The sequence below is a fragment of the Pseudomonas sp. 31-12 genome (assembly GCF_003151075.1).
Lineage (GTDB): Bacteria > Pseudomonadota > Gammaproteobacteria > Pseudomonadales > Pseudomonadaceae > Aquipseudomonas.
The window spans coordinates 3,070,678-3,093,184 of record NZ_CP029482.1; the positions used below are offsets into that span (position 1 = coordinate 3,070,678).

Annotated in this window: 20 protein-coding genes and 1 pseudogene; 9 read left to right on the forward strand and 12 right to left on the reverse strand. The window is 60.0% G+C overall.

Annotated features, from left to right (window positions below; all coding sequences use genetic code 11):
- Positions 1-21 precede the first annotated feature (21 nt).
- Positions 22-609, forward strand: coding sequence for a LysE family translocator (locus DJ564_RS14525; protein WP_109630487.1), 588 nt, complete (start codon positions 22-24; stop codon positions 607-609).
- Here DJ564_RS14525 and DJ564_RS14530 read toward each other — a convergent pair whose 3' ends face one another.
- The gene (locus tag DJ564_RS14530) at positions 610-1,443 is read right to left on the reverse strand and encodes an AraC family transcriptional regulator (protein ID WP_109630490.1); all 834 of its coding nucleotides are present in this window, start codon (positions 1,441-1,443) and stop codon (positions 610-612) included.
- Positions 1,444-1,478: 35 nt separating this feature from the next.
- A complete protein-coding gene (locus tag DJ564_RS14535; RefSeq protein WP_109630493.1) occupies positions 1,479-1,976 on the reverse strand; it encodes a VOC family protein in 498 nt (165 codons plus the stop codon).
- A 266-nt stretch (positions 1,977-2,242) separates the two neighbouring features.
- Between DJ564_RS14535 and DJ564_RS14540 the strand changes: the two genes are divergently transcribed.
- Positions 2,243-2,491 carry a transmembrane sensor/regulator PpyR gene (locus DJ564_RS14540; RefSeq protein WP_109630495.1) on the forward strand — a complete coding sequence of 83 codons (249 nt, stop codon included), beginning with the start codon at positions 2,243-2,245 and terminating at the stop codon, positions 2,489-2,491.
- Positions 2,491-3,645: an NnrS family protein gene (locus DJ564_RS14545; RefSeq protein WP_109630498.1), complete on the forward strand. Its 1,155-nt coding sequence runs from the start codon at positions 2,491-2,493 to the stop codon at positions 3,643-3,645. Before DJ564_RS14540 ends, DJ564_RS14545 begins: the two co-directional genes overlap by 1 nt.
- Here DJ564_RS14545 and DJ564_RS14550 read toward each other — a convergent pair.
- Entirely contained in the window at positions 3,642-4,559 is a 918-nt protein-coding gene (locus DJ564_RS14550) for a LysR family transcriptional regulator (protein ID WP_109630503.1), read from the reverse strand. The two genes, DJ564_RS14545 and DJ564_RS14550, sit on opposite strands and share 4 nt — an antisense overlap.
- 112 nt (positions 4,560-4,671) lie before the next feature.
- On the opposite strand from DJ564_RS14550, the gene DJ564_RS14555 reads away from it, so the two are divergent.
- The 5 genes from DJ564_RS14555 (at position 4,672) to DJ564_RS14575 (ending at position 9,797) form a co-directional block, all read left to right on the forward strand.
- Complete coding sequence (locus tag DJ564_RS14555) at positions 4,672-5,517, forward strand: oxidoreductase (protein ID WP_109630506.1); 846 nt, start codon at positions 4,672-4,674, stop codon at positions 5,515-5,517.
- A 362-nt stretch (positions 5,518-5,879) separates the two neighbouring features.
- A complete protein-coding gene (locus DJ564_RS14560) occupies positions 5,880-6,335 on the forward strand; it encodes a (2Fe-2S)-binding protein (RefSeq protein WP_010459764.1) in 456 nt (151 codons plus the stop codon).
- 24 nt (positions 6,336-6,359) lie between these two features.
- Complete coding sequence (locus DJ564_RS14565; RefSeq protein WP_109630509.1) at positions 6,360-8,528, forward strand: xanthine dehydrogenase family protein molybdopterin-binding subunit; 2,169 nt, start codon at positions 6,360-6,362, stop codon at positions 8,526-8,528.
- A 1-nt stretch (position 8,529) separates the two neighbouring features.
- The gene (locus DJ564_RS14570; protein ID WP_109630511.1) at positions 8,530-9,108 is read left to right on the forward strand and encodes a hypothetical protein; all 579 of its coding nucleotides are present in this window, start codon (positions 8,530-8,532) and stop codon (positions 9,106-9,108) included.
- Between the two features lie 74 nt (positions 9,109-9,182).
- Positions 9,183-9,797, forward strand: coding sequence for a GGDEF domain-containing protein (locus DJ564_RS14575; RefSeq protein WP_109630513.1), 615 nt, complete (start codon positions 9,183-9,185; stop codon positions 9,795-9,797).
- A gap of 9 nt (positions 9,798-9,806) precedes the next feature.
- Here DJ564_RS14575 and DJ564_RS14580 read toward each other — a convergent pair whose 3' ends face one another.
- Complete coding sequence (locus tag DJ564_RS14580) at positions 9,807-10,232, reverse strand: VOC family protein (protein ID WP_109630516.1); 426 nt, start codon at positions 10,230-10,232, stop codon at positions 9,807-9,809.
- A gap of 116 nt (positions 10,233-10,348) precedes the next feature.
- Here DJ564_RS14580 and DJ564_RS14585 point away from each other — a divergent pair, with 116 nt between their 5' ends.
- Positions 10,349-11,215 carry a LysR family transcriptional regulator gene (locus tag DJ564_RS14585; protein WP_109630519.1) on the forward strand — a complete coding sequence of 289 codons (867 nt, stop codon included), beginning with the start codon at positions 10,349-10,351 and terminating at the stop codon, positions 11,213-11,215.
- A 302-nt stretch (positions 11,216-11,517) separates the two neighbouring features.
- Here DJ564_RS14585 and DJ564_RS14590 read toward each other — a convergent pair.
- The 8 genes and pseudogenes from DJ564_RS14590 to DJ564_RS14625 form a co-directional block, all read right to left on the reverse strand.
- Positions 11,518-12,443, reverse strand: a pseudogene (locus DJ564_RS14590) (IS110 family transposase).
- A 123-nt stretch (positions 12,444-12,566) separates the two neighbouring features.
- Positions 12,567-13,361 (reverse strand): enoyl-ACP reductase FabI, encoded by a 795-nt coding sequence (fabI, locus tag DJ564_RS14595; RefSeq protein ID WP_008152082.1) that lies wholly within the window; start codon positions 13,359-13,361, stop codon positions 12,567-12,569.
- A gap of 21 nt (positions 13,362-13,382) precedes the next feature.
- Entirely contained in the window at positions 13,383-14,993 is a 1,611-nt protein-coding gene (locus DJ564_RS14600) for an ABC transporter ATP-binding protein (protein WP_109630523.1), read from the reverse strand.
- A gap of 1 nt (position 14,994) precedes the next feature.
- Positions 14,995-16,014, reverse strand: coding sequence for an ABC transporter permease (locus DJ564_RS14605; protein WP_109630526.1), 1,020 nt, complete (start codon positions 16,012-16,014; stop codon positions 14,995-14,997).
- A 1-nt stretch (position 16,015) separates the two neighbouring features.
- Positions 16,016-17,089 (reverse strand): microcin C ABC transporter permease YejB, encoded by a 1,074-nt coding sequence (locus DJ564_RS14610; protein ID WP_010459785.1) that lies wholly within the window; start codon positions 17,087-17,089, stop codon positions 16,016-16,018.
- A 4-nt stretch (positions 17,090-17,093) separates the two neighbouring features.
- Complete coding sequence (locus tag DJ564_RS14615; protein ID WP_109630528.1) at positions 17,094-18,935, reverse strand: extracellular solute-binding protein; 1,842 nt, start codon at positions 18,933-18,935, stop codon at positions 17,094-17,096.
- Positions 18,932-20,764, reverse strand: a complete 1,833-nt coding sequence (locus DJ564_RS14620) for an extracellular solute-binding protein (protein ID WP_109630531.1) — start codon at positions 20,762-20,764, stop codon at positions 18,932-18,934. The genes DJ564_RS14615 and DJ564_RS14620 overlap by 4 nt, the downstream gene beginning before the upstream one ends.
- Before the next feature lie 213 nt (positions 20,765-20,977).
- Positions 20,978-22,420, reverse strand: coding sequence for a transglycosylase SLT domain-containing protein (locus DJ564_RS14625; protein ID WP_109630534.1), 1,443 nt, complete (start codon positions 22,418-22,420; stop codon positions 20,978-20,980).
- Positions 22,421-22,507: the final 87 nt, after the last annotated feature.

Sequence of the window (22,507 nt, forward strand, 5' to 3'; positions counted from 1 at the left end):
CTGAATTGAAGAAGGTGTGCGATGAGTCTGATTATTTCCATGGCGACGTTTGCGTTGGTCGCTTCGATAACGCCCGGGCCGGTGAACATTGTTGCGTTGAGTTCGGGGGCGCAATTCGGTTTTCGTGCCAGTCAGCGGCATGTGGCCGGCGCCACGTTGGGCTTCGTTTTACTGCTGGTGCTGATGGGCCTGGGGTTGCATGAGGTATTGCGGCTGTGGCCGGCACTGACGCGGGTGGTGCAACTGGCCGGCGTGGCGTTTCTGTTGTTCATGGCCTGGAAACTGGCGGCGGACGACGGCCACATCGACGCGAAAGAGTCGCGCCGGGCGCCGTCGATGCTGTACGGCGCGGTAATGCAATGGCTCAACCCGAAAGCCTGGCTGGCGTGCGTGGCGGGCATGGGCGCCTTCGTCGCGGACGGCGAGGCGCGGTTGGTCTGGCAGTTTGCTGCGGTGTATCTGGTGATCTGCTACGTATCCGTCGGATGTTGGGCGTATGCCGGCACTTTTTTGCGCGGTTACTTGAGTAATCCTGCGGGCATGCGCCTGTTCAACCGGATCATGGCGTTGCTGCTGGCGGTGAGTGCTGCGTACCTTTTGATGCCCTGATCAGCCGCGATATTGCCCCGGTGTGGCCGCCAGATGCTGCTTGAACACCCGCTGAAAATGCGCCTGATCGGCAAATCCCGCTTCCAGTGCCACATCCGCAATCAACTTGCCGTTGCGCAATTGATCACGGGCGAACTGGATACGCCGGTTGACCAGAAATGCGTGGGGCGTCATGCCGTGATGCTGCTTGAAGGCACGAATGAGATAGGACGGCGACAGTTGCGCGGCCTCGCAAATATCTTCCAGTCTGAGCGGGTGCGTGCAGTGGTCTCGAATATAATCCGCCGCCCGTTCCAGCTTGAAATTGGGTTCGCGCAGCGGTTGATCGATCGGGTTGAGCCGCTGTTGCACCTCGGTAAAAAACTCCACCGCCGCACTGTGTTTGCACAACACGTCCTGCAGGGGATCCACCAGGATTTCGTACAGACTGTTGAGGCCGGCGAACAGGTTGCCGTCGCGAGTGTGGGTGATGGAAAACCGGCGGAATGCCGAGTCCTGGCTGAAGCCGAGCTGGTGTTGCAGATCGGTCAGCCAGGGCGTCTCGACGTACAGCATCAGGTACGACCACGGCTGGTCGTCGATCGGATTGCAGGCATGGACGTCATCGGGGTTCATCAACACCACGTTGCCGGCGCTGACCTCGAACTGCGCTTGCTCATGAAGGTAAGTGCTACGTCCGGCAGTGATCGCACCGATGGAAAAATGCTCGTGAGAATGCCGGGTGTAGCAGACCTCACGGCCGTCGGCGATAGAGCGGGCTTCGATGAAGGGCAGGGCATCGTCGCGCCAGAAGCGGGGGGCTGTGTCAGCGTCTTTGGCAACGGTGTGTTTCATCGTGAGTGTCCTCGGCAGGCCAGCACCGGAGTGTATTAGCTCTCGCCGTCAAAGGCTCGCTGCAAGGCGGCGATGTCGAGTTTTTTCATCTGCATCATGGCTTGCATGGCCCGTTGCGATTTCTTCGTGTCGGGGTCTTTCAACATGTCCATCATCGCGACCGGCACGATCTGCCAGGACAGGCCGAACTTGTCCTTGACCCAACCGCATTGCTCGTTCTCCGGATGGGCGGAAAGTGAGCCCCAGAAGTAATCGACTTCTTCCTGGGTCTGGCAGTTGACCTGAAAGGAAATCGCTTCGCTGAACGTGAATAACGGGCCACCGTTGAGCCCCGTCATGGGCTGTCCATCGAGTTCGAAACTGACCGTCAGCACCGAACCTTCAGGCATGCCATGAACCTCCTGGCCAGCCTTGCCGTAGTGGGTGATGGCGGTGATTTTCGAATGATCGAAGATCGAACAGTAAAACTTCGCGGCCTCTTCGGCCTGAGTGTCGAACCAGAGGCAGGGAGTCAGTTTTTGCACACGTTGCATGGTGGTTTGCTCCTCTACGGGTTACTCATGCTGGATTATCAGCGTAGCCAGCTTGTAGGCGATTGGCTGGACCGTAGATCGACATGGGCCCTCAGATATAGGTGTGATCGAGTCTAAATGACAAATGTAGTAGTCATACTGACTATCTCTGAAAATGGTCGATATGACTCGAACTGCTTCAGGGGGCTGATTTACAAGGACTAAAAAACTGGCACGAGACTTGATAAGTAAAACGTACAACTGAACTGCTACGGGAGTACGGAAAAATGTTCGATTTCTTCAGCAATCCTCAGAACGTTCTGCACCTGTCGAGTCGTGTACTGGGCGCTGGCCTGGCGCTGCTTTTGGCAGGCATCTACGGCGCATACCTCTACAACGGCCACCTGCCCATCGTGGTGCTGGTGTCGATGCATGCGATGACCATCATCGGCCCGACCTTACTCAAGATCGGCTATGTCATGCGCCTGCTGGCCCAGCATCGCTTGGGCACAGGCTTGGTAAGGGTTGTGGCCTGATGCGCAGACTCGCTGCTGCCCCGGTCTTCAGTCTCGGCTTTCGACCGTTCTTTCTGGCAGGCGCCGGATTCGCTGCGATCGCGGTGGCGATCTGGGCGCTTTGGCTGTTCGGCCGATTGCCCGGCGCGCAGCCTGTGGGCGGGATGCTGGCCTGGCACCGGCATGAAATGCCGTTTGGTTTTGCCACGGCGATCATCGCCGGATTCTTGCTGACTGCAGTGCCCAATTGGACAGGGCGTCCCGGCCTAAACGGCTGGCCGCTAATGGGGTTGGTGCTAGTGTGGCTGCTGGCGCGACTGGCCTGGTTACTGCCCATTTCCGATAGCCTGTTGCTGGCCTCGCAAGTGCCTTTTCTTCCACTGCTGGCCTGGGCGATCGGACGGGATCTGGTGGCCGCCGGCAAGCGCGACAACTACCCGATTCTGTTGGTGATCGCGCTGATGGCCGGCTGTCAGGGCATAACGCTGTGGGGCATTGCGATTGATGACGCAGTCCTGCAACGGCATGGCGTGTTGTCGGCCTTATGGCTGGTGGCGGCGTTGATGACCGTGATCGGTGGCCGGGTCATTCCCTTCTTCATTCAGCGCGGCTTGAACCGTCCAACGGCCAGTGCGGCTCATCCGCTGCCAACCAAACTATTGCTGCTCAGCAGCCTGCTCGCGGCGATGTCCTTTGCTGGCGGGTTGAACGATGCACCCAAACCCTGGCTGGCTGCTTTATTTCTGCTGATGGGCGCGCTGCATCTGCTGCGCTTGTGGCGCTGGCATGATCGGGGTCTCTGGCGCGTGCCGCTGCTCTGGTCGCTGTACCTCGCGTATGCCTGGCTGGTGGTTGCCGCGCTGGCGATGGCGTTGTGGCACGCGGGCTTGATGCCGCAGCAAAGTCTGGCCACGCACGCCTTGGCGGTCGGCGGTATCGGCGGGTTGATCCTGGCGATGATCGCGCGGGTCAGCCTGGGTCATACCGGGCGCCTGTTGCAGCCGTCGAACACGGTGGTGCTGGGGTTTGCGTTGCTGGTGATCGCCGCGTTGAGCCGGGTGTTTCTGGTGCCGTTTTCCGGGTTCGGTCTAGGCCTTTCGGCGCTGCTGTGGGGCAGTGCTTTCGGCCTGTTTCTCCTGCACTACACCGGCATCTTGCTCAAACCGAGGCTTTAACGTCCCAGCGCACCGCGATCGGCGATCCACTGCGTGGCCATATCGATAAAGGCGCGCAGTTTCGGTTGAGTCTGGGTGCGGCTGGGAAAGTACAGGTACAACGCCGAACTCAGCGGCACAAACGGCTGCAGTACCGGCTCCAGCTGACCGTTCGCCAGCTCGTCGATGATCTCCAGATTGCAGGCGTAAGCCAGTCCGAGCCCGTTCCGGGCGGCGCAGACCAGCAGCTTGCGATCATTGACGAGCACGCTACTCTCGACGCCCACCGTGAAGTCCCGCCCGTCGCGGCGAAACTCCCAGCGATGCGCGCTGCCGGAACTGGCAAAGCGGAAGCCGATGCACTCATGACGGGTCAAGTCTTCCGGGCTGAGCGGTTTGCCGGCCTTGGCGAAGTACGCCGGCGAGCCCACCACCGACCATTGCAGGTCCGGCGTCAGGCGCACGGCGATCATGTCTTTCTCGATGGACTCCCCCAGCCGGATCCCGGCATCGAAACCGCTCTCCATGAGGTCGACCGTCGCGTCGTCCAGGGAGATGTCGAGGCTGACCTGCGGATAAGCCTGACGGAACAGCGGCATCAACGGCTCGATCAACAAGGCGCCGGACAGGCGCGGGGCGGTGATGCGCAACGTGCCCATCGGCTGGTCGCGAAAACCGCTGAGCACTGCCAGGGCTTCATCGATTTCATTGGCTGCCGGGCGCAAACGGGCGAACAGGCTGGCGCCGGCTTCGGTCAATGCCACGCGCCTGGTGGTGCGTTGGAACAGCAGCACGCCGGTGCGCCGTTCCAGCAGTTTGATCGCATGACTGACCGCCGTGGGTGTTACCGCCAGCCGGGTAGCGGCGAGGGTGAAGCTTTTGTGTTCGGCCACCGCCAGAAACTCGGTCAAACCGTCGAAAGGATCGTGATTCATAAAGCCGCCATTATGAAAGACAGTTTCATAGTGCTTGTAACACGAGGGCATTTTTCCGACCAATCTTCCTGCGTACCTTGTGCTCACCCCAACCCAAACAAGGAACTCGATCATGACCACCTCCCACACCTTCAAACGTGTCTGGCTTATCACTGGCGCTTCCCGCGGAATCGGCGCCAAGATTGCCGCAGCGGCTTTGGCCAACGGCGACGCGGTGGTGGCTACTGCCCGTGATGCAAGCAGCGTCACTCAACGTTTTGGCACGCAACCCGCGTTGCTCGCGGTGTCCCTGGATGTCACCAACGAAGCCCAAGGCATTGCGGTTGCCAAGGCAGCTATCGAGCACTTTGGGCGCATCGATGTGCTGGTCAACAACGCCGGTTTCGGTTTGCTGGGCGCGGTGGAAGAAGCCAGCGCCGATGAAGTGCGCCGGGTGTACGAAACCAACGTCTTCGGCTTGCTGAATATCACTCGCGCCGTTCTGCCCTACATGCGCGCCACCCGCAGTGGGCATGTGATCAACCTGTCTTCGGTGGGTGGTTATGCATCGGGGCCTGGCTTTGGCGTCTACTGCTCGACCAAGTTTGCCGTCGAAGGCCTGAGCGAAGCGCTGCACGCCGAGTTGGCGCCGCTGGGTGTCAAAGTCACCGTGGTTGAGCCTGGTTACTTCCGGACCGAATTCCTCGAGGGCAATTCCCTGGTCGAATCCCCGTCGACGATTGCCGACTACGGCGGCACGGCGGGCGAGGTCCGCAAAATTGCCAAAGCCGTGACCCTGAATCAACCGGGCGACCCGGACAAGCTCGCCCAGACCATGATCACTTTGGTGGAAGCGAAAAAAGCACCGCTGCGCTTGCCACTGGGCAGTGACTGCGTCGCGGCGATCGAAGCCAAGAACGCCTTTGTCGCCGAAGAGTTGCAGACGTGGCGTGAAGTGTCGGTGTCCACTGACTATTGATCGCAATCTTTGTGGCGAGGGAGCTTGCTCCCGCTGGGCTGCGAAGCGGCCCCAAAACCTCCAAACCCGGTACATCAGAGATACTGTGCTGGCTGGTTTACGACGGCTTCGCCGCCGAGCGGGAGCAAGCTCCCTCGCCACAGAAGCTCACCTGGCACAAAAGCCCGCTAGTCTTAGTTCCATCCCCACAAAAGCTCACCTCAAGGCCACCCATCGCGGTGGCCTTTTTTTGACCGGTGGTCGATGAACCGGTCTCCTCCGGCATTTTGCGCTTAGCTGTAGGGATAACCCGAGGCGCGCGTGGGCATTTCGTTGTCACAGCGACGCCCCTTCAGAGCACCGTGAGTCTGAGGAAATTGGCAATGCTGACCCTGAACATCAATGGCAAGGATCAGGAGCTGGATGTCCCCGCGGACATGCCGCTGCTCTGGGTCCTGCGCGATGTCGCGCACCTGACCGGCACCAAATTCGGTTGCGGCATGGCCCAGTGCGGCGCCTGCACCGTGCACGTCGACGGCGCGCCGCTACGTTCCTGCATCACGCCCGCCACCGCGGTGGCCCACGGGCAAAAAATCCTCACCATCGAAGGCTTGTCCACCGACGGCTCGCATCCGGTGCAGCAAGCCTGGGCCGAACTCGACGTCGTGCAGTGCGGTTACTGCCAGTCCGGGCAGATCATGTCCGCCGCCGCGTTGCTGGCGAAGATTCCCAAACCCACCGACAGCGACATCGATCAGGCGCTCTCCGGCAATATTTGCCGTTGCGGCACTTACCCAAGGATCCGTGCCGCGGTCAAACGCGCCGCCGAGATCGGTTGATGCCACGTTGAGGGAGTCTGAACCATGAACAGCATCAACCCGGTATCACGTCGCGGTTTTCTCAAGGGCAGCGCACTGTTGGGCGGTGGTCTGGTGGTGGCGTTCGTCATCCCCGGTGCTCATCGCTTTGCCGTGGGCGCGGAGAATGAAGGAAACGTTTTTGCGCCCAATGCGTTTTTGCGGATCGGCAACGACAACGTCGTCACCGTACTGCTCGGCCACTCGGAAATGGGCCAGGGTATATGGACCGGCCTGACCATGTTGATCGCCGAAGAACTGGACGCCGACTGGTCGAAAATCCGCGTCGAACATTCACCTGCATCGGCGGCGGACTACGGCATGGCGGGGTTCGGCGGCATGCAGATCACCGGCGGCTCGACCTCGACCTGGATGGAGTTCGATCGTTACCGGCAGGCTGGCGCGGCAGCGCGCTTGATGCTGATCGATGCCGCAGCCAAACGTTTCAATGTTGCGCCCTCGGCGATTCGCACCGAGTCAGGCGTGGTCATTGCTGGCGACAACCGCGCGACCTACGGCGAACTGGCGGACGACGCCGGCAAGCTGCCGGTACCGGACCCGGCATCGATCAAGTTCAAGGAGGCCAAGGACTGGAAACTCATCGGCAAACCCACCAAGCGCCTGGACACGCCAGAGAAAATCACCGGCCGGGCCAAGTTCGGCATGGACGTGCAATTCGAGGGCTTGATGACCGCCATGGTGGCCCGTTCGCCCGTGTTTGGCGGCAGCGTCAAATCCTTCGAAGGCGCCGAGGCGCTGGCTGTGCCGGGCGTGCATAAAGTAGTGCAGGTGCCCACGGGCGTGGCGGTTATTGCCGACCATTACTGGGCGGCAAAACTGGGGCGCGATGCGCTGAAAGTCGAGTGGGACTTGGGGCCGAACGCCGGCCTCGACAGTCAGAAACTGCTGGAGAGTTTCCGCAAGCTCGCTGCCACCCCCGGCACCTCGGCCAGCAAGGCCGGGGATACCACCGCAGCACTGGGCAAAGCGGCCAAGACCGTCGACGTCGAATACAGCGTGCCGTACCTGGCCCACGCGCCGATGGAACCGCTTAATTGCACGGTGAAAATCAGCAAAGACAAGTGCGAGATCTGGACCGGCACGCAGTTCCAGACCCTGGATCAAATGATCGCGGGCAAGATCACCGGGCTCAAGCCCGAACAGGTCGAGATCCACACTGAGTTTCTCGGTGGCGGCTTCGGTCGTCGGGCCAATCCAACCTCAGACTTTGTCGCTGAAGCCGTGCAGGTCGCCAAAGCGGCAGGCGGGCCGGTGAAAACTGTCTGGTCCCGGGAGGACGACGTCCGTGGCGGTTACTACCGCTCGGCGTTCCTGCATCAGGCTCGCATCGGCCTGGACGCCGGCGGCATGCCGATCGCCTGGAAACATGTGATGGTCGGTCAGTCGATCATGGCCGGCACCATGCTTGAAGCAACGATGGTCAAGGACGGGGTAGACAAGACCTCGGTCGAAGGCGTCGCTGACAGCCCTTACCTTGAAGGCCTGGCCAATCACCAGGTGGAACTGCACTCACCGACCACCGGCATCAGTGTGTTGTGGCTGCGTTCGGTGGGGCACAGCCACACGGCGTTTGTCATGGAATCGTTGATCGATGAATTGGCGGAAGCGGCCGGCAAGGACCCGGTGGAATACCGACGAACCTTGCTCAAGATGCATCCGCGGCATTTGGCGGTGCTGAACCTTGCCGTCGAGAAAGCCAACTGGAAGGCAACGCTGCCGGACGGCCACGCGTTGGGTGTGGCGGTGCACGAATCCTTCGGCAGTTACGTGGCCCAGGTTGCGGAAGTGTCGCAGGACAACCTGAAAATACGCGTGCACCGGGTGGTGTGCGCGGTGGACTGTGGGATTGCGGTCAACCCGATGAGCATCGCGGCGCAAATGGAGTCCTGCATCACCTTTGGCCTCGGCTTTACCTTGCACAGCAAACTGACGTTCAAGGACGGCCAGGTGGTGCAATCCAATTACCACGACTATCAAGTGCTGCGGCTCAACGAAATGCCGGTGGTCGAGGTGCATATCGTGCCGAGCACCGAACGGTCCGGCGGCATCGGCGAGGCCGGTGTCCCACCCACGGCGCCGGCAGTGGCCAACGCGGTGTTCGCCCTGACCGGGCAGCGCTTGCGGGAACTGCCGTTGCAACTGTCAGGGGTGTGAGATGAGACGACATTTGATTCTGGGCGCGGTGGTGTTGATCGGCCTGGCCGGTTATGCCGAAGACCTGTTTGCTGACGATAAGGAAGCCATCAAGGCGTTTGATACGGTGCAGAAGGTTTTCCAGAGCCCGCGTTGCCAGAACTGTCATATCCCGGGTGATTCGCCGTTGCAGTTCGACACTGGAATCCCGCACGCGATGAATGTCGTGCGCGGCATGGACGGCAAGGGCGCGGCCGGTCTGCCCTGCGCGACCTGTCACGCCGAGGCCAATCCGCCCGCCAGTTACGGGCCAAATACACCACCTGGGGCGCCGCACTGGAGCTTGCCGCCCGCGGCACACAAGATGGCCTGGATCGGGCTGCCGGCCGACCAGTTGTGCGCGATGATCAAGGATCGCTCCAGCAATGGGGACCGCGATTTCGCGGCGCTGATCAAGCACGTCAGCGAGGACAAATTGGTGCTCTGGGGCTGGAATCCGGGTGAGGGAAGGGCGCCGGTGTCGGTGCCGCACGACATTTTCGTCACTCAATTCAAGCTCTGGGCCGAGGCTGGAGGACCGTGTCCGGTGCAGGGCAGTTGACCGGCGGTCCGTTAGCAGGGAGTCAAACGCGATAGAGATGGCTCTAAAGGACATACCCATCACAGGAGTGAACAATGTTGGTTTCCGGCAAACCGGCTAAGCCCAGCCCCGATGCAGACAGCCTGCACGGGCCGAACGTACTTGAAACCGGCGTGCAAGAGCGCGACACGATGCGCAACCTGGCACGCGAGTTCGAACACCAGATAACGGCTGTGCAAATGGCGAGTATGGATGAGCTGACATTGTTGACCAACCTGCACGGCTTTCAGGTGCTGGCTCAGTTGTGGCTGGACGCCTGCCAGCATCTGGAGAAACCGGCGAGCCTGTTGGTTTTCGATCTCGACTCTTTCAAGCGCATCAACGAGGTGTACGGCCACAGTGAAGGCGACAATGCCCTGAAGACCTTTGCCGACGTATTGCGCATCGCCTTTCGCGAAAGTGATGTGGTCGGGCGAGTCGGGGATGATGAATTCGCCGTTTTGCTGACCGGTTCCAGCGCTGTGGAAGTCGCCGGGATCAGGACCCGGCTCGAGGAAATGCTCGACGAGCGCAACGCTACCGTCCATCGCTGTTACGACATTCGGTTCAGTGTCGCGCAGGTCGAATTCGACCCCGAGCATCACAAGACGGCGCAGGGCCTGATGGACGCCATCGAGCATGCCCGTCATCAGGGGGCTGTCAACTTTTGACCGGCGACGCTATTGGGCGAACAGCTGATTGATGTCCTTGAACGCCTTGAACTCCAGTGCGTTGCCGCACGGATCGAATAAAAACATCGTCGCTTGCTCGCCCACCAATCCTTGAAAGCGAATCCCCGGTTCAATCACGAATCGGGTGTCGAGGGCTTTCAGTCGTTCTGCCAACGCCTCCCATTCCTCCATCCCCAGCACCACGCCAAAATGCGGCACCGGCACGTTATGGCCGTCCACGGCATTGGTGTGCGCCGCTTCCTGGGAAGCGTTTTTCGGTGCCAGGTGAATCACCAGTTGATGGCCGAAAAAGTTGAAGTCTACCCAGTGGTCGCTTGAACGGCCTTCTTCCAGGCCAAACACTTCGCCATAGAAACGCCGCGCAGCTGCGAGATCGTAAACGGGGATGGCCAGGTGAAAAGGGGAGAGCTGCATCGGGTTTGCCTCGGATCTTCAGGAAAGATGAGGCTGAGTTTAGCGCTGTGCTTTTTGATTGAAAGACGATAGTTTTTGCGTCGAGCTCAAATTATTTCGATCAATCGAGAACGCTTATGCAGCGCGAATTGAAAACCTTCATCGCTGTGACGCGCTATGGCACGTTCGCGGCGGCCGGCATGCACATCGGCCTGACGCAGTCGGCTGTCAGCGCGCAGATGCGCAATCTGGAACAAGCGCTGGGCATTCGCCTGTTCGACCGCACCGGGCGTCAGGCGATGCTTAACGCTGCAGGGCAACGGGCATTGCCGATGGCGCGGGAGATCCTCGAAACGTTCAGTCGAATGGCCGTCAGCGAGGATGTCGGCGAGTATCGCGGCGAATTGAAAATCGGCGCGGTGGCCACGGTCCAGACCGGGCTGCTGCCTCAGGCGTTGTTGCGGTTGAGGCAACAGGCGCCGTTACTGGAACCGAAACTGGTGCCGGGCGTGTCATTGAACTTGTTGAGTCAGGTCGATACCGGCGAAGTGGATCTGGCGATCCTGATCAAGCCGCCGTTCGAGCTGCCCAAAGAGCTGTCGGCGCAGGTGGTTCGCCGGGAACCGTTTGTGTTGATCGTGCCGATGGACCTTGAGGGCGATGACCCGTTGCAGATCCTGGCGAATCACCCGCACGTGCGCTACGACCGCAATTCGTTTGGCGGACGTTTGGTGACGCGGTTTTTGCGTGAGCAGCAGATTGAAGTGCGAGTCGCGCTGGAACTGGATGAACTGGAAGCCATCGTGAAGATGGTCGAATGCGGACTCGGCGTTTCACTGCTGCCCGAGGCCGGGTTATGGCTTGAGCATGGGGCGAAGGTCAGGATCATCCCGCTGGGTGAGCTGACGTTTTACCGCGAGATCGTGCTGCTGCAACGCTACAGCCAACGCACACAGCCGATCCAGCAGCTGTTTGCCAAGTGCCTGACGGCGCCCGCCGACTAAACGCAAGCCCGCTCCCACGGGGATTTGCATCAGATCTGAAACCGCAGGCATAAAAATGTATGGTCAGCCCATCTCCTGCAACCTCATGGGCTGTTTTCGGTAAAGCTGGCTTGCGCTAATGTATCCAGGCTCATTGTGAGCGTTGCTGCAACAACGCTCGACCCTCGATGAGTAGCCGCTCCCGACTGTCCTGAAAAAACCCTCAGCCTCTAAAGCTGATTTTTATGGCAGGTTCTCAGTCGGGCCGTTTGCCGTTTACTGTCATCAGTCAGTGACGTCGCAAAAGCCGGTGGTAAAGCTGTTCAAGCGTTCGGATGTGGGTCGTACTGGCCGCCTTTGGCCAGTACCGCCCACACGATGCGCGCCAGTTTGTTCGCCAGCGCGCACGCGACAACATTGGAGTGGCGACGCGTCAGCAGCTCTCGAACCCAGGGCCCCAAGGCGTCTTCCCGCTTATCGATATGCTGCATGATGGATCGCGCGCCCTGCACCAGCAGTTGGCGGATGTGCTTGTCGCCGCGCTTGCTGATCCCCAGTAGTACTGTTTTTCCGCCCGTCGAATACTGCCTCGGCACCAGCCCTAGCGAAGCGGCAAAATCGCGTCCACTTCGATAGTTCGACGCATCGCCCACATCCGCCAATACCGCGCTGGCGGTGATCGGGCCGATGCCAGGAATACTCTGCAAACGACTCCCGGCATCGTCTTCTTTCAGCTGCTGCTTCAGATCGGACTCGATGTCCTTGATTTCATCATTCAGCTGTTGAATTTGATGATGGAGACGCATCACTACGCCCTTTAGGCGCAACGGAACCGGGTGCTGCGGACGGTTCGCTGGCCAATCAAAGATTTACGGACACGATGCAGGGCTGAAAGCGTTTGTTGCTCTGCGGTTTTGATCGAGCAGAAGCGCATCGCGGGGCGGCTCGCCGCCTCGCAAATCGCTTCGGCATCAATGAAGTCGTTTTTGTTGCCTTTGACGAATGGTTTGACGTACTGCGGGGCGATCAGCTTCACCTCGTGGCCCAATGCACCAATCTGTCGAGCCAGCCAATGGGCGCCGCCGCAGGACTCCATTACCACCGTACAGGACGGTACCTGCGCCAATGTGCTGAGCAATTGGCCGCGGTTGGTTTTCTTGCGCAATACCTGATGACCTTTGGCATCCTGGCCATGCAGGTGGAAACTGTGTTTGCCAATGTCGATACCGAGAAGCGTCATCGTATTCATGAGAGATCCTCCGCCGAAAACGAGAAAAGCCCTGCAAGCGTAAACCTGCAGGGCTTCTCGGTCAGGCTGACCATCTCATTAAACCCGCCAGAACCGGCGGGTTTTTTAGTGGCTAGTGGAAGATCACTCTTCCAGGCTGCCCATCGCAGTGGTGTTGAAACCACCGTCTACGTACATGATTTCGCCGCTGATGCCGGACGCCAGGTCCGAGCACAGGAAGGCGCCGGCGTTGCCGACTTCGTCAATGGTGACGTTGCGACGCAGCGGGGTTTGCGCTTCGTTGGCGGCCAGCATCTTGCGGAAGTTCTTGATGCCGGAAGCGGCGAGGGTGCGGATCGGGCCAGCCGATACGCAGTTGACGCGGGTGCCGTCCGGGCCCAGGGATCCGGCCAGGTAACGAACGCCGGCTTCCAGCGAAGCCTTGGCCATGCCCATGACGTTGTAGTTCGGCATGGTGCGCTCGGCGCCCAGGTACGACAGGGTCAGCAGGCTGCCATTGCGGCCTTTCATCATTTCGCGGCCGGCCTTGGCCAGGGCCACGAAGCTGTAGGCGCTGATGTCGTGAGCGATGCGGAAACCTTCACGGGTGGTGGCTTCGGTGAAGTCGCCGTCCAGTTGGTCGCCCGGGGCGAAGCCGACGGAGTGCACGATGCAATCCAGGCCGTCCCACTTTTTGCCCAGCTCGACGAAGACCTTGGCAATTTCTTCATCGCTGGCCACGTCGCACGGGAAGCACAGGTCAGGGTTGGAACCCCAGCTCTGTGCGAACTCTTCGACACGACCCTTGAGTTTGTCGTTCTGATAAGTGAAGGCAAGCTCAGCGCCCTCGCGATGCATGGCGGCAGCGATGCCGGATGCGATGGACAGCTTGCTGGCGACACCGACGATCAGTACGCGCTTACCGGCGAGAAAACCCATGTGTTGCTCCTCTCTTTCAGGTTATTGCGCAGTGGCCGGAGCCAGGAAAGCGGCTTCCAGCAACTGCTGTGTATACGGATGTTGGGGGGCGGCAAAGATACTTTGCGCGTCTCCCTGTTCGACCACTTGGCCTTGCTTGACCACCATCAGCTGGTGGCTCAGCGCCTTGACGACAGCCAGGTCATGGCTGATAAACAGATACGTCAGGTTGTACTTGGTTTGCAGTGAACGCAGTAGCTCCACCACTTGGCGTTGCACGGTGCGGTCGAGGGCCGACGTCGGCTCGTCCAGCAAAATCAACGCCGGTTTTAGCACTAATGCCCGGGCAATGGCGATTCTCTGCCGCTGCCCGCCGGAAAATTCGTGGGGGTAGCGGTTCCGGGTTTCCGGGTCCAGGCCTACCTCCTTCAATGCCGCAATAATCGCTTGTTCCTGTTCCGCCTCGGTGCCCATCTTGTGGATCCGCAGGCCTTCGCCGACGATCTGGCTCACGCACATCCGCGGGCTCAGGCTGCCGAACGGGTCTTGGAACACCACCTGCATCTCCCGGCGCAACGGCCGAACCTCGGCCTGCGTCAGGCAGTCTAGCTGCTTGCCTTCAAAACGGATGGCGCCTTTGCTGCCGATCAGCCGCAAAATCGCCAGCCCTAGCGTCGACTTGCCCGAACCGCTTTCTCCCACAATCCCCAGGGTCTGGCCTTGGGGCAGGCTGAAATTGATCCCGTCCACCGCTTTGATGTGGTCGACGGTCTTTTTCAGAAAGCCTTTCTTGATCGGGAACCAGACTTTCAGGTCCTCGACCTGCAGCAGCGGCGGGCCAATAACGTTGGTCGCCGGCTTGCCGCTGGGCTCCGCTGCCAGCAGTTCCCGAGTGTACGGATGCTGCGGCGCGCGGAACAACTCTTCGCACGATGCCTGTTCGACGATGCAACCGCGCTGCATGACACATACGCGATGCGCAATTCTTCGCACAAGGTTCAAATCGTGACTGATCAGTAGCAATGCCATGCCCAGGCGGGCCTGCAATTCCTTGAGCAATTCGAGGATTTTCAGCTGAACGGTCACGTCCAGTGCGGTGGTCGGCTCGTCAGCGATCAGCAGTTCCGGCTCGTTGGCCAGGGCCATGGCGATCATCACCCGCTGGCGCTGGCCGCCGGACAGTTCGTGGGGCAGGGCTTTCAGGCGCTTCTCGGGTTCTGGAATGCCGACCATTTCCAGCAGTTCCAGCGTACGTTTGGTCGCGACTTTGCCGATCAAACCTTTGTGGATGCCGAGGACTTCGTTGATCTGTTTCTCGATCGAGTGCAGCGGATTGAGCGAGGTCATCGGCTCCTGGAAGATCATCGCGATCCGGTTGCCGCGGATGTGGCGGATGGTTTTCTCTTTCAGGCTCAGCAGGTCTTGCCCCGAATACTCGATGGTTCCGGACGGGTGCCGGGCGAGCGGGTAGGGCAGCAGTCGCAGGATCGAGTGCGCGGTCACCGATTTGCCAGAGCCGCTTTCGCCAACCAGGGCCAGGGTTTCGCCGCGCTTGATGTCGAAGCTGACGCCTTCCACCACCCGCTGACAGTGGTCGCCGACGACGAATTCGACGGCCAGGTCGCGCACTTCGATCAGATTGTCCTGATTCATTTCACTTCCTCGGGTCGAAGGCATCGCGAGCGGACTCGCCGATGAACACCAGCAAACTCAACATCAATGCCAGCACCGCAAACGCGCTCATACCGAGCCACGGTGCTTGCAGGTTGGATTTACCCTGGGCCACCAGTTCACCCAGGGACGGTGCGCCCGGCGGCAAACCGAAGCCCAGGAAATCGAGGGCGGTCAGGGTGCCGATGGCGCCGGTCAAAATGAACGGCATGAAGGTCATGGTCGAGACCATCGCGTTGGGCAGGATGTGGCGGAACATGATCGCGCCATTCTGCATCCCCAGCGCCCGGGCTGCGCGCACGTATTCCAGGTTTCGCCCGCGCAGGAACTCGGCGCGCACCACGTCCACCAGGCTCATCCACGAGAACAGCAGCATGATCCCCAGCAGCCACCAGAAGTTTGGCTGCACGAAACTGGCGAGGATGATCAGCAGATACAGCACCGGCAGCCCGGACCAGATCTCCAGGAAACGCTGCCCGGCCAGGTCCACCCAGCCGCCATAGAACCCCTGCAAGGCCCCGGCGATTACGCCGATGATCGAGCTGATAATGGTCAGGGTCAGGGCAAACAGCACCGAAATCCGGAAGCCGTAAATCACCCGCGCCAACACATCGCGACCCTGATCGTCGGTGCCGAGCAGATTGTCGGCTGAAGGCGGCGCGGGCGCCGGGACTTTCAGGTCGTAGTTGATGCTCTGGTAGCTGTAGGGAATCGGCGCCCACAGCACCCAGGCGTCCTTGGCCTTGAGCAATTCGCGGATATACGGGCTCTTGTAGTTGGCTTCCAGCGGAAATTCGCCGCCGAACGCGGTTTCCGGGTAGCGCTTGAGTGCCGGGAAGTACCAGCCGTTGTCGTAATGCACCACCAGCGGTTTGTCATTGGCAATCAGCTCGGCGCCGAGGCTCAGGCCGAACAGCACCAGAAACAGCCACAGCGACCACCAGCCACGCTTGTTGGCCTTGAACAGTTCGAAACGTCGGCGATTGAGTGGGGACAGATTCATCTCAATGCTCCCGGCTTTCGAAGTCGATGCGCGGATCGACAAAGGTGTAGGTCAGGTCACCGATCAGTTTCACCACCAGACCGAGCAAGGTGAAGATAAACAGCGTGCCGAACACCACCGGGTAATCGCGGTTGATCGCCGCTTCGAAACTCATCAAGCCGAGACCGTCCAGGGAGAAAATCACTTCCACCAGCAGCGAGCCGGTGAAGAAGATCCCGATAAACGCCGATGGGAACCCCGCGATCACCAGGAGCATCGCATTACGGAACACATGGCCGTACAGCACGCGGTGATTGGTCAGGCCCTTGGCCTTGGCGGTGACCACGTACTGCTTGTTGATTTCATCGAGGAAGCTGTTTTTGGTCAGCAGGGTCATGGTCGCGAAGTTGCCGATCACCAGCGCAGTTACCGGCAATGCCAGGTGCCAGAAATAATCGAGGATCTTGCCGCCCGTGCTCAGTTCATCGAAGTTGTTCGAAGTCAGTCCCCTGAGCGGGAACCAGTCCAGGTAGCTGCCGCCGGCAAACACCACAATCAGCAGGATCGCAAACAGGAACGCCGGAATCGCGTAACCGACGATGATCAGCGAACTGGTCCAGACGTCGAAGTGGCTGCCGTGTCGCGTCGCCTTGGCGATCCCCAGCGGGATCGACACCAGGTACATGATCAGCGTGCTCCACAGCCCGAGCGAGATCGACACTGGCATCTTTTCCTTGATCAGGTCGATGACCTTGGCATCGCGGAAGAAGCTGTCGCCGAAATCCAGGGTGGCGTAGTTCTTGATCATGATCCACAAGCGTTCCGGCGCCGATTTGTCGAAGCCGTACATGTGCTCGATCTCCTTGACCAGCATCGGGTCCAGGCCCTGCGCGCCGCGATAGGCCGAGCCGGCCACCGAGACTTCGGCACCGCCGCCGGCAATGCGGCTGGTGGCGCCTTCGAAGCCTTCAAGCTTGGCGATCATCTGCTCCACCGGCCCACCGGGGGCGGCCTGGATGATCACGAAGTTGATCAGCAAAATGCCGAGCAGGGTCGGGATGATCAGCAGCAGTCGCCGAAAAATATACGCCAGCATCTGATTACTCCGTGCCCGCAGGGTCGGCTTGCAGTTTGGTTTCCACTTCTACCGCAGGTTTCGCATCGGGTTTGACCCACCAGGTATTGGTGCCGATGTCGTACTTGGGAGAGACTTTCGGGTGACCGATGTGGTTCCAGTACGCCACGCGCCAGGTCTTGATGTGCCAGTTGGGGATCACGTAATAGCCCCATTGCAGCACGCGGTCCAGTGCCCGGGCGTGGGCGACCAGGCTTTTGCGCGAATCGGCGTTGATCAGTTGCTCGACCAGTTGATCGACCACCGGATCCTTGAGGCCCATGGAATTGCGGCTGCCGGGTTTGTCGGCCGCAGCGGACATCCAGAACTCGCGCTGTTCATTGCCCGGCGAGTTGGACTGCGGGAAGCTGCCGACGATCATGTCGAAATCCCGTGAACGCACGCGGTTGATGTACTGGGAAACGTCGACCCGGCGAATCACCAGGTCAATGCCCAGGTCGCTGAGGTTGCGCTTGAATGGCAGCAGCACCCGTTCGAATTCGGTCTGGGCCAGCAGGAACTCGATGGTCACCGGTTTGCCGTTGGCGTCGACCATCTTGTCGTCGACGATCCGCCAACCGGCTTCCTGCAACAGCTGATAAGCCTTGCGCTGTTGTGTGCGGATCATGCCGCTGCCATCGGTCACCGGGTTCTGGAAGGCCTCAGTGAACACCTGTTCGGGAATCTTGCCGCGGAACGGACTCAAAATTTCAAGCTGATCGGCGTCGGGCAGGCCGGTCGCGGCCATTTCCGAGTTTTCGAAGAAACTGCGGGTACGCACATAGGCGCCGTTGAACAGTTGTTTGTTGGTCCATTCAAAGTCCATCAACAGCGTCAGCGCCTGACGCACGCGCACGTCCAGGAACACCGGACGGCGCAGGTTGAAGACAAAACCCTGCATACCCGTGGGATTGCCGTTGGGGATCTGTTCCTTGTTCAATAGGCCTTCGGTGACCGCCGGGATGTTATAGGCGTTGGCCCAGTTCTTCGCGCTCATCTCCAGCCAGTAATCGAACTGACCGGCCTTGAGGGCTTCCAGCGCCACCGTGTTGTCGCGGTAGTAATCGGTGGTCATCACGTCGAAGTTGTAGAAGCCACGGTTGGCCGGCAGGTCTTTGCCCCAGTAATCCTTGACCCGCTCATAGCGTATCGAGCGCCCGGCCTTCACTTCGGTGACCTTGTAGGGGCCACTGCCCAACGGGATTTCAAGGTTGCCCTTGTTGAAATCGCGGTTCGCCCACCAGTGTTTCGGCAACACCGGTAACTGGCCGAGGATCAGCGGGAGTTCGCGGTTGTTGCTGTGCTTGAACTTGAACAGCACGGTGAGCGGGTCTTCGGCGACCGCTTCCGCGACATCACTGTAGTAGCCGCGAAAGAGCGGAGCGCCGTCCTTGATCAGCATCTCGAAGCTGAACACCACGTCTTCGGCGCGGACCGGATGACCGTCATGGAAGCGCGCTTCAGGACGCAGGTAGAAACGCACCCAGCTGTTATCCGGGGCTTTCTCGATCTTGCCGGCGATCAGTCCGTATTCGGTAAATGGTTCGTCCAGACCCTGTTTGGCCAGGGTGTCGTAGATCATGCCGATGTCGTCGGCCGGCACGCCTTTGCTGATGAACGGGTTGAGGCTGTCGAAGCCGCCGAACCCGGCCTGGCGAAAGATTCCGCCCTTGGGTGCGTCAGGGTTCACGTAATCGAAATGCTTGAAGTCGGCAGGGTATTTCGGCGGCTCATTGTAGAGGGTCACGGCATGTTGCGGGGCGGCGCAGGCCAACCCGGCGAACAGCAGGCCGCTGGCCTGCAAGAGCAGGGCGCGTACGGGTTTCATCGATCTTTCTCCGAAGATTTAAGCCACCACGCGGAGAGGCCCAGGGTGTAGGGCGGCGTGGTGACAAAGGCGAACCGGTTGCGGTAGGCCAGGCGGTGATAATTGAGGTACCAGTTGGGAATGATGTAGTGCTGCCACAGCAAGACCCGATCCAGGGCTTTGCCGGCGGCCACTTGTTCGTCGCGGGTCTGCGCGGCGAGCAATTGTTCAAGCAGGTGATCGACCACCGGGTTGGCGATGCCGGCGTAGTTTTTACTGCCCTTGACCCCGACCTGGCTGGAATGGAAATACTGCCATTGCTCCAGGCCCGGACTGAGGGTCTGGCCGAGCGTCATCAGGATCATGTCGAAATCGAACTGATCGAGGCGTTGTTTGTATTGGGCGCGATCGACTGTGCGCAGCCGCGCGTCGATGCCAATGCTGGCGAGGTTCTCGACGTAGGGCTGAAGGATGCGTTCCAGGTTCGGGTTGACCAGCAGGATCTCCAGCTGGAGCGGCTGGCCTTTGGCGCTCTCGATCCGTTGCCCGTTGAGCTTCCAGCCGGCCTCGGCGAGTAGCGCCAGGGCTTTTCGCATGGTTTCCCGGGGGATGCCGCGGCCTTCAGTCTTCGGCAGGCTGAACGGCTCGGTGAGCAGCTTGGCGGGTAACTGCTCGCGATACGGCTTGAGCATCAGCCATTCGTGACCGACCGGCAGGCCTGTCGCGGAGAACTCGCTGTTGGGGTAGTAACTCATGGCGCGTTTGTAAGCGCCGCTGAACAGCGTGCGGTTGGTCCACTCGAAGTCGAACATCAGTCCCATGGCTTCACGGACTTTGGTCTCGGCGAAGACCGGACGCCGGCTGTTCATGAACAGGCCTTGGGTCTGGGTCGGGATCTGGTGCGGGATCTGCGCCTTGATCACGTCGCCGCGGCGCACGGCCGGGAAGTTGTAACCGCTGTCCCAGTTCTTCGCCTGGTGCTCGATGTAGATGTCGAATTCGCCGGCCTTGAAGGCCTCGAAGGCCACATCGCTGTCGCGGTAGAACTCCACTTCCATGCGATCGACGTTGTATTTGCCGCGATTCACCGGCAGGTCCTTGCCCCAGTAATCCTTGACCCGTTCGAAAATGAGCTGGCGCCCGGGGGTTACCGACGTGATGCGATACGGTCCGCTGCCCAGGGGCGGTTCGAAGGTGGTGGCCTTGAAATCGCGACCTTTCCAGTAATGCTGCGGCAGTACCGGCAATTCGCCGAGGCGCAGGATCTGCAACGGATTGCCGGCGCGCTTGAAGACGAATCGAATGCGCTGCGGGTTGAGGATGTCGACCCGCAACACTTCCTGGAGGCTGGTGCGGTACTGCGGATGACCTTCCTTGAGCAGCAAACGGTAGGAAAACGCCACGTCGTAGGCGGTAATCGGCGTGCCGTCGTGAAACCGCGCCTCCGGACGCAGGTTGAACACCACCCAGCTGCGATCTTCGCTGTATTCCACCGATTGGGCGATCAAGCCGTAACTGGAGGTTGGCTCATCGCCGGACGGCGCGTACTGGCCGGTGCCGACCATCAATGGTTCGTTGAGCTCGTTGATGCCGTATTGCAGGAAATTAGGGGTGGAAACCGGGCTGGAGCCCTTGAACGTGTAGGGATTGAGCGTATCGAAGGTGCCAAACGCCATCACCCGCAAGGTACCGCCCTTGGGCGCTTGCGGGTTGACCCAGTCGAAGTGGGTAAATCTGGCCGGGTACTTGAGCGTGCCGAACTGCGCATAACCATGGCTTTCGCTGATCGTCGCGCTTGCGGGGGAGCTCAAGGCCAGGCTGATCAGGAAGAGGAGGAGGGGACGCTTCAAGTCAGAGATCCGATCCAGGCGGCTTGGGCTTTGTGGACCGTACAGTAACAGCTTGTATCGACAGGAAAAAGACAGGTGGTTAATGCGTGGTTAATTGCAGACGCGGTAGCTCGGCCAGCCGCAGAACCTGTGGCGAGGGAGCCATGCAGCCACACGATTTCAGCAGACCTCAAATCACAGGCAAAAAAAGCCCCTGAAATCAGGGGCTCGTTTTTAGCGCGGCGAAGACACCGTCAACATCTGCCCAGGCTTCAACGCCTGACCGACACGCGGGTTCCAGCGCTTGAGGTGCTGCATTTCAACGTTGAAACGCTTGGCGACCATATACAACGAGTCACCTTGCTTGACCTTGTATTGGGTCTGCGTTTTTTTCTTGGACGCCTTGCTGTTCGCCGCCACGACGGTGTTGACGCGACCGCCGCTACGTTTGGTGGTGTCTTGCATCACCAGGGTCTGGCCGACCTTGAGGTTCTTGCCGGTCATCTTGTTCCAGCGCTGCAGGTCCTTGACGTCGACCTTGTTGGCCTTGGCGATGGTGGCCAGGTTGTCACCGCGTTTAACACGGTAGGCACGTTTGAGGCTGGCAATTTCCGATTCATCAGCACCTTCGAAGACCGGCTTGAGCGACTTCTTGCTGATCAGTTCCTCAGGACGCATGGTCGAGAGGCTGGCGGTCAGCAACTGTGCCTTGGACGTTGGCACCAGCAAATGCTGGGGACCGTCGATGGTGGTGCGCTGCTTGAAGGCCGGGTTGAGCTGGAACAGTTCGTCTTCGTCGATGTTGGCCACTGCGGCAACCTTGGACAGGTCCATGCGCTGGTTGATTTCGACGACCTGGAAGTACGGTTCGTTGGCGATCGGGTTGAGGTTCACGCCGTAGGCTTCGGGGGCCAGTACAACCTGGGACAAGGCCAGTAGCTTCGGCACATAAGCCTGGGTTTCCGCTGGCAGCGGCAGGTTCCAGTAATCGGTCGGCAGGCCAAGTTTCTCGTTGCGCTCGATGGCGCGACTGACCGTGCCTTCACCCGCGTTGTAGGCCGCCAGGGCCAGCAACCAGTCGCCGTTGAACATGTCGTGCAAGCGGGTCAGGTAATCCATGGCCGCAGTGGTCGAGGCGGTGATGTCGCGACGGCCATCATAGAAACGGGTCTGGCGCAGGTTGAAATAGCGGCCGGTGGAAGGAATGAATTGCCAAAGGCCCACCGCATTGGCCCGGGAATAGGCCATCGGGTTGTAGGCGCTTTCAATCACTGGCAGCAGCGCCAGCTCCAGCGGCATGTTGCGTTCTTCAAGGCGTTCGACGATGTAGTGAATGTAGAGGCTGCCGCGTTCGCCGGCGTTTTCAAGGAAGGACGGGTTGCTGGCGAACCACAGGCGCTGTTGCTCGATGCGCGGGTTGACGCCCAGGTTGTCCTGCAACTGGAAGCCTTGGCGCATGCGTTCCCAGACGTCTTGCGGTATTTGCGGTGTTGGTTTCTCGCTGAGCCAGATGGGTTTCTGCTTGGCTCGCGCGGCAATATTCGGAACGTGTGTCGCTTCGGTCTGCGGCACATGGCTGGAACAGCCCGCCAGAGTGGCGGACACAGCCACCGCTATGGCTTGAGCCAAGCGGGTCAATGCGTCTGAATTGATGGCTTTACGAATAGGTGACGACATTGGCTGGAAGTAAGTTCCGGGCAAAAATGTCGGGCGATTCTAGAAAGCGCACCCCTTGCGGTCAACCATTCAGAATTTTTGTACCAA

Bases quoted from the DNA above. Each gene is read 5' to 3' on its own strand.
- DJ564_RS14525 (WP_109630487.1), top strand. From the start codon at position 22: ATGAGTCTGATTATTTCCATGGCGACGTTTGCGTTGGTCGCTTCGATA.
- DJ564_RS14545 (WP_109630498.1), top strand. From the start codon at position 2,491: ATGCGCAGACTCGCTGCTGCCCCGGTCTTCAGTCTCGGCTTTCGACCG.
- DJ564_RS14570 (WP_109630511.1), top strand. From the start codon at position 8,530: ATGAGACGACATTTGATTCTGGGCGCGGTGGTGTTGATCGGCCTGGCC.
- DJ564_RS14575 (WP_109630513.1), top strand. From the start codon at position 9,183: ATGTTGGTTTCCGGCAAACCGGCTAAGCCCAGCCCCGATGCAGACAGC.
- DJ564_RS14610 (WP_010459785.1), bottom strand. From the start codon at position 17,089: ATGCTGGCGTATATTTTTCGGCGACTGCTGCTGATCATCCCGACCCTG.
- fabI (WP_008152082.1), bottom strand. From the start codon at position 13,361: ATGGGTTTTCTCGCCGGTAAGCGCGTACTGATCGTCGGTGTCGCCAGC.
- DJ564_RS14550 (WP_109630503.1), bottom strand. From the start codon at position 4,559: ATGAATCACGATCCTTTCGACGGTTTGACCGAGTTTCTGGCGGTGGCC.
- DJ564_RS14555 (WP_109630506.1), top strand. From the start codon at position 4,672: ATGACCACCTCCCACACCTTCAAACGTGTCTGGCTTATCACTGGCGCT.
- DJ564_RS14625 (WP_109630534.1), bottom strand. From the start codon at position 22,420: ATGTCGTCACCTATTCGTAAAGCCATCAATTCAGACGCATTGACCCGC.
- DJ564_RS14580 (WP_109630516.1), bottom strand. From the start codon at position 10,232: ATGCAGCTCTCCCCTTTTCACCTGGCCATCCCCGTTTACGATCTCGCA.
- DJ564_RS14605 (WP_109630526.1), bottom strand. From the start codon at position 16,014: ATGAATCTGTCCCCACTCAATCGCCGACGTTTCGAACTGTTCAAGGCC.
- DJ564_RS14560 (WP_010459764.1), top strand. From the start codon at position 5,880: ATGCTGACCCTGAACATCAATGGCAAGGATCAGGAGCTGGATGTCCCC.
- DJ564_RS14600 (WP_109630523.1), bottom strand. From the start codon at position 14,993: ATGAATCAGGACAATCTGATCGAAGTGCGCGACCTGGCCGTCGAATTC.
- DJ564_RS14530 (WP_109630490.1), bottom strand. From the start codon at position 1,443: ATGAAACACACCGTTGCCAAAGACGCTGACACAGCCCCCCGCTTCTGG.
- DJ564_RS14585 (WP_109630519.1), top strand. From the start codon at position 10,349: ATGCAGCGCGAATTGAAAACCTTCATCGCTGTGACGCGCTATGGCACG.
- DJ564_RS14615 (WP_109630528.1), bottom strand. From the start codon at position 18,935: ATGAAACCCGTACGCGCCCTGCTCTTGCAGGCCAGCGGCCTGCTGTTC.
- DJ564_RS14535 (WP_109630493.1), bottom strand. From the start codon at position 1,976: ATGCAACGTGTGCAAAAACTGACTCCCTGCCTCTGGTTCGACACTCAG.
- DJ564_RS14540 (WP_109630495.1), top strand. From the start codon at position 2,243: ATGTTCGATTTCTTCAGCAATCCTCAGAACGTTCTGCACCTGTCGAGT.
- DJ564_RS14565 (WP_109630509.1), top strand. From the start codon at position 6,360: ATGAACAGCATCAACCCGGTATCACGTCGCGGTTTTCTCAAGGGCAGC.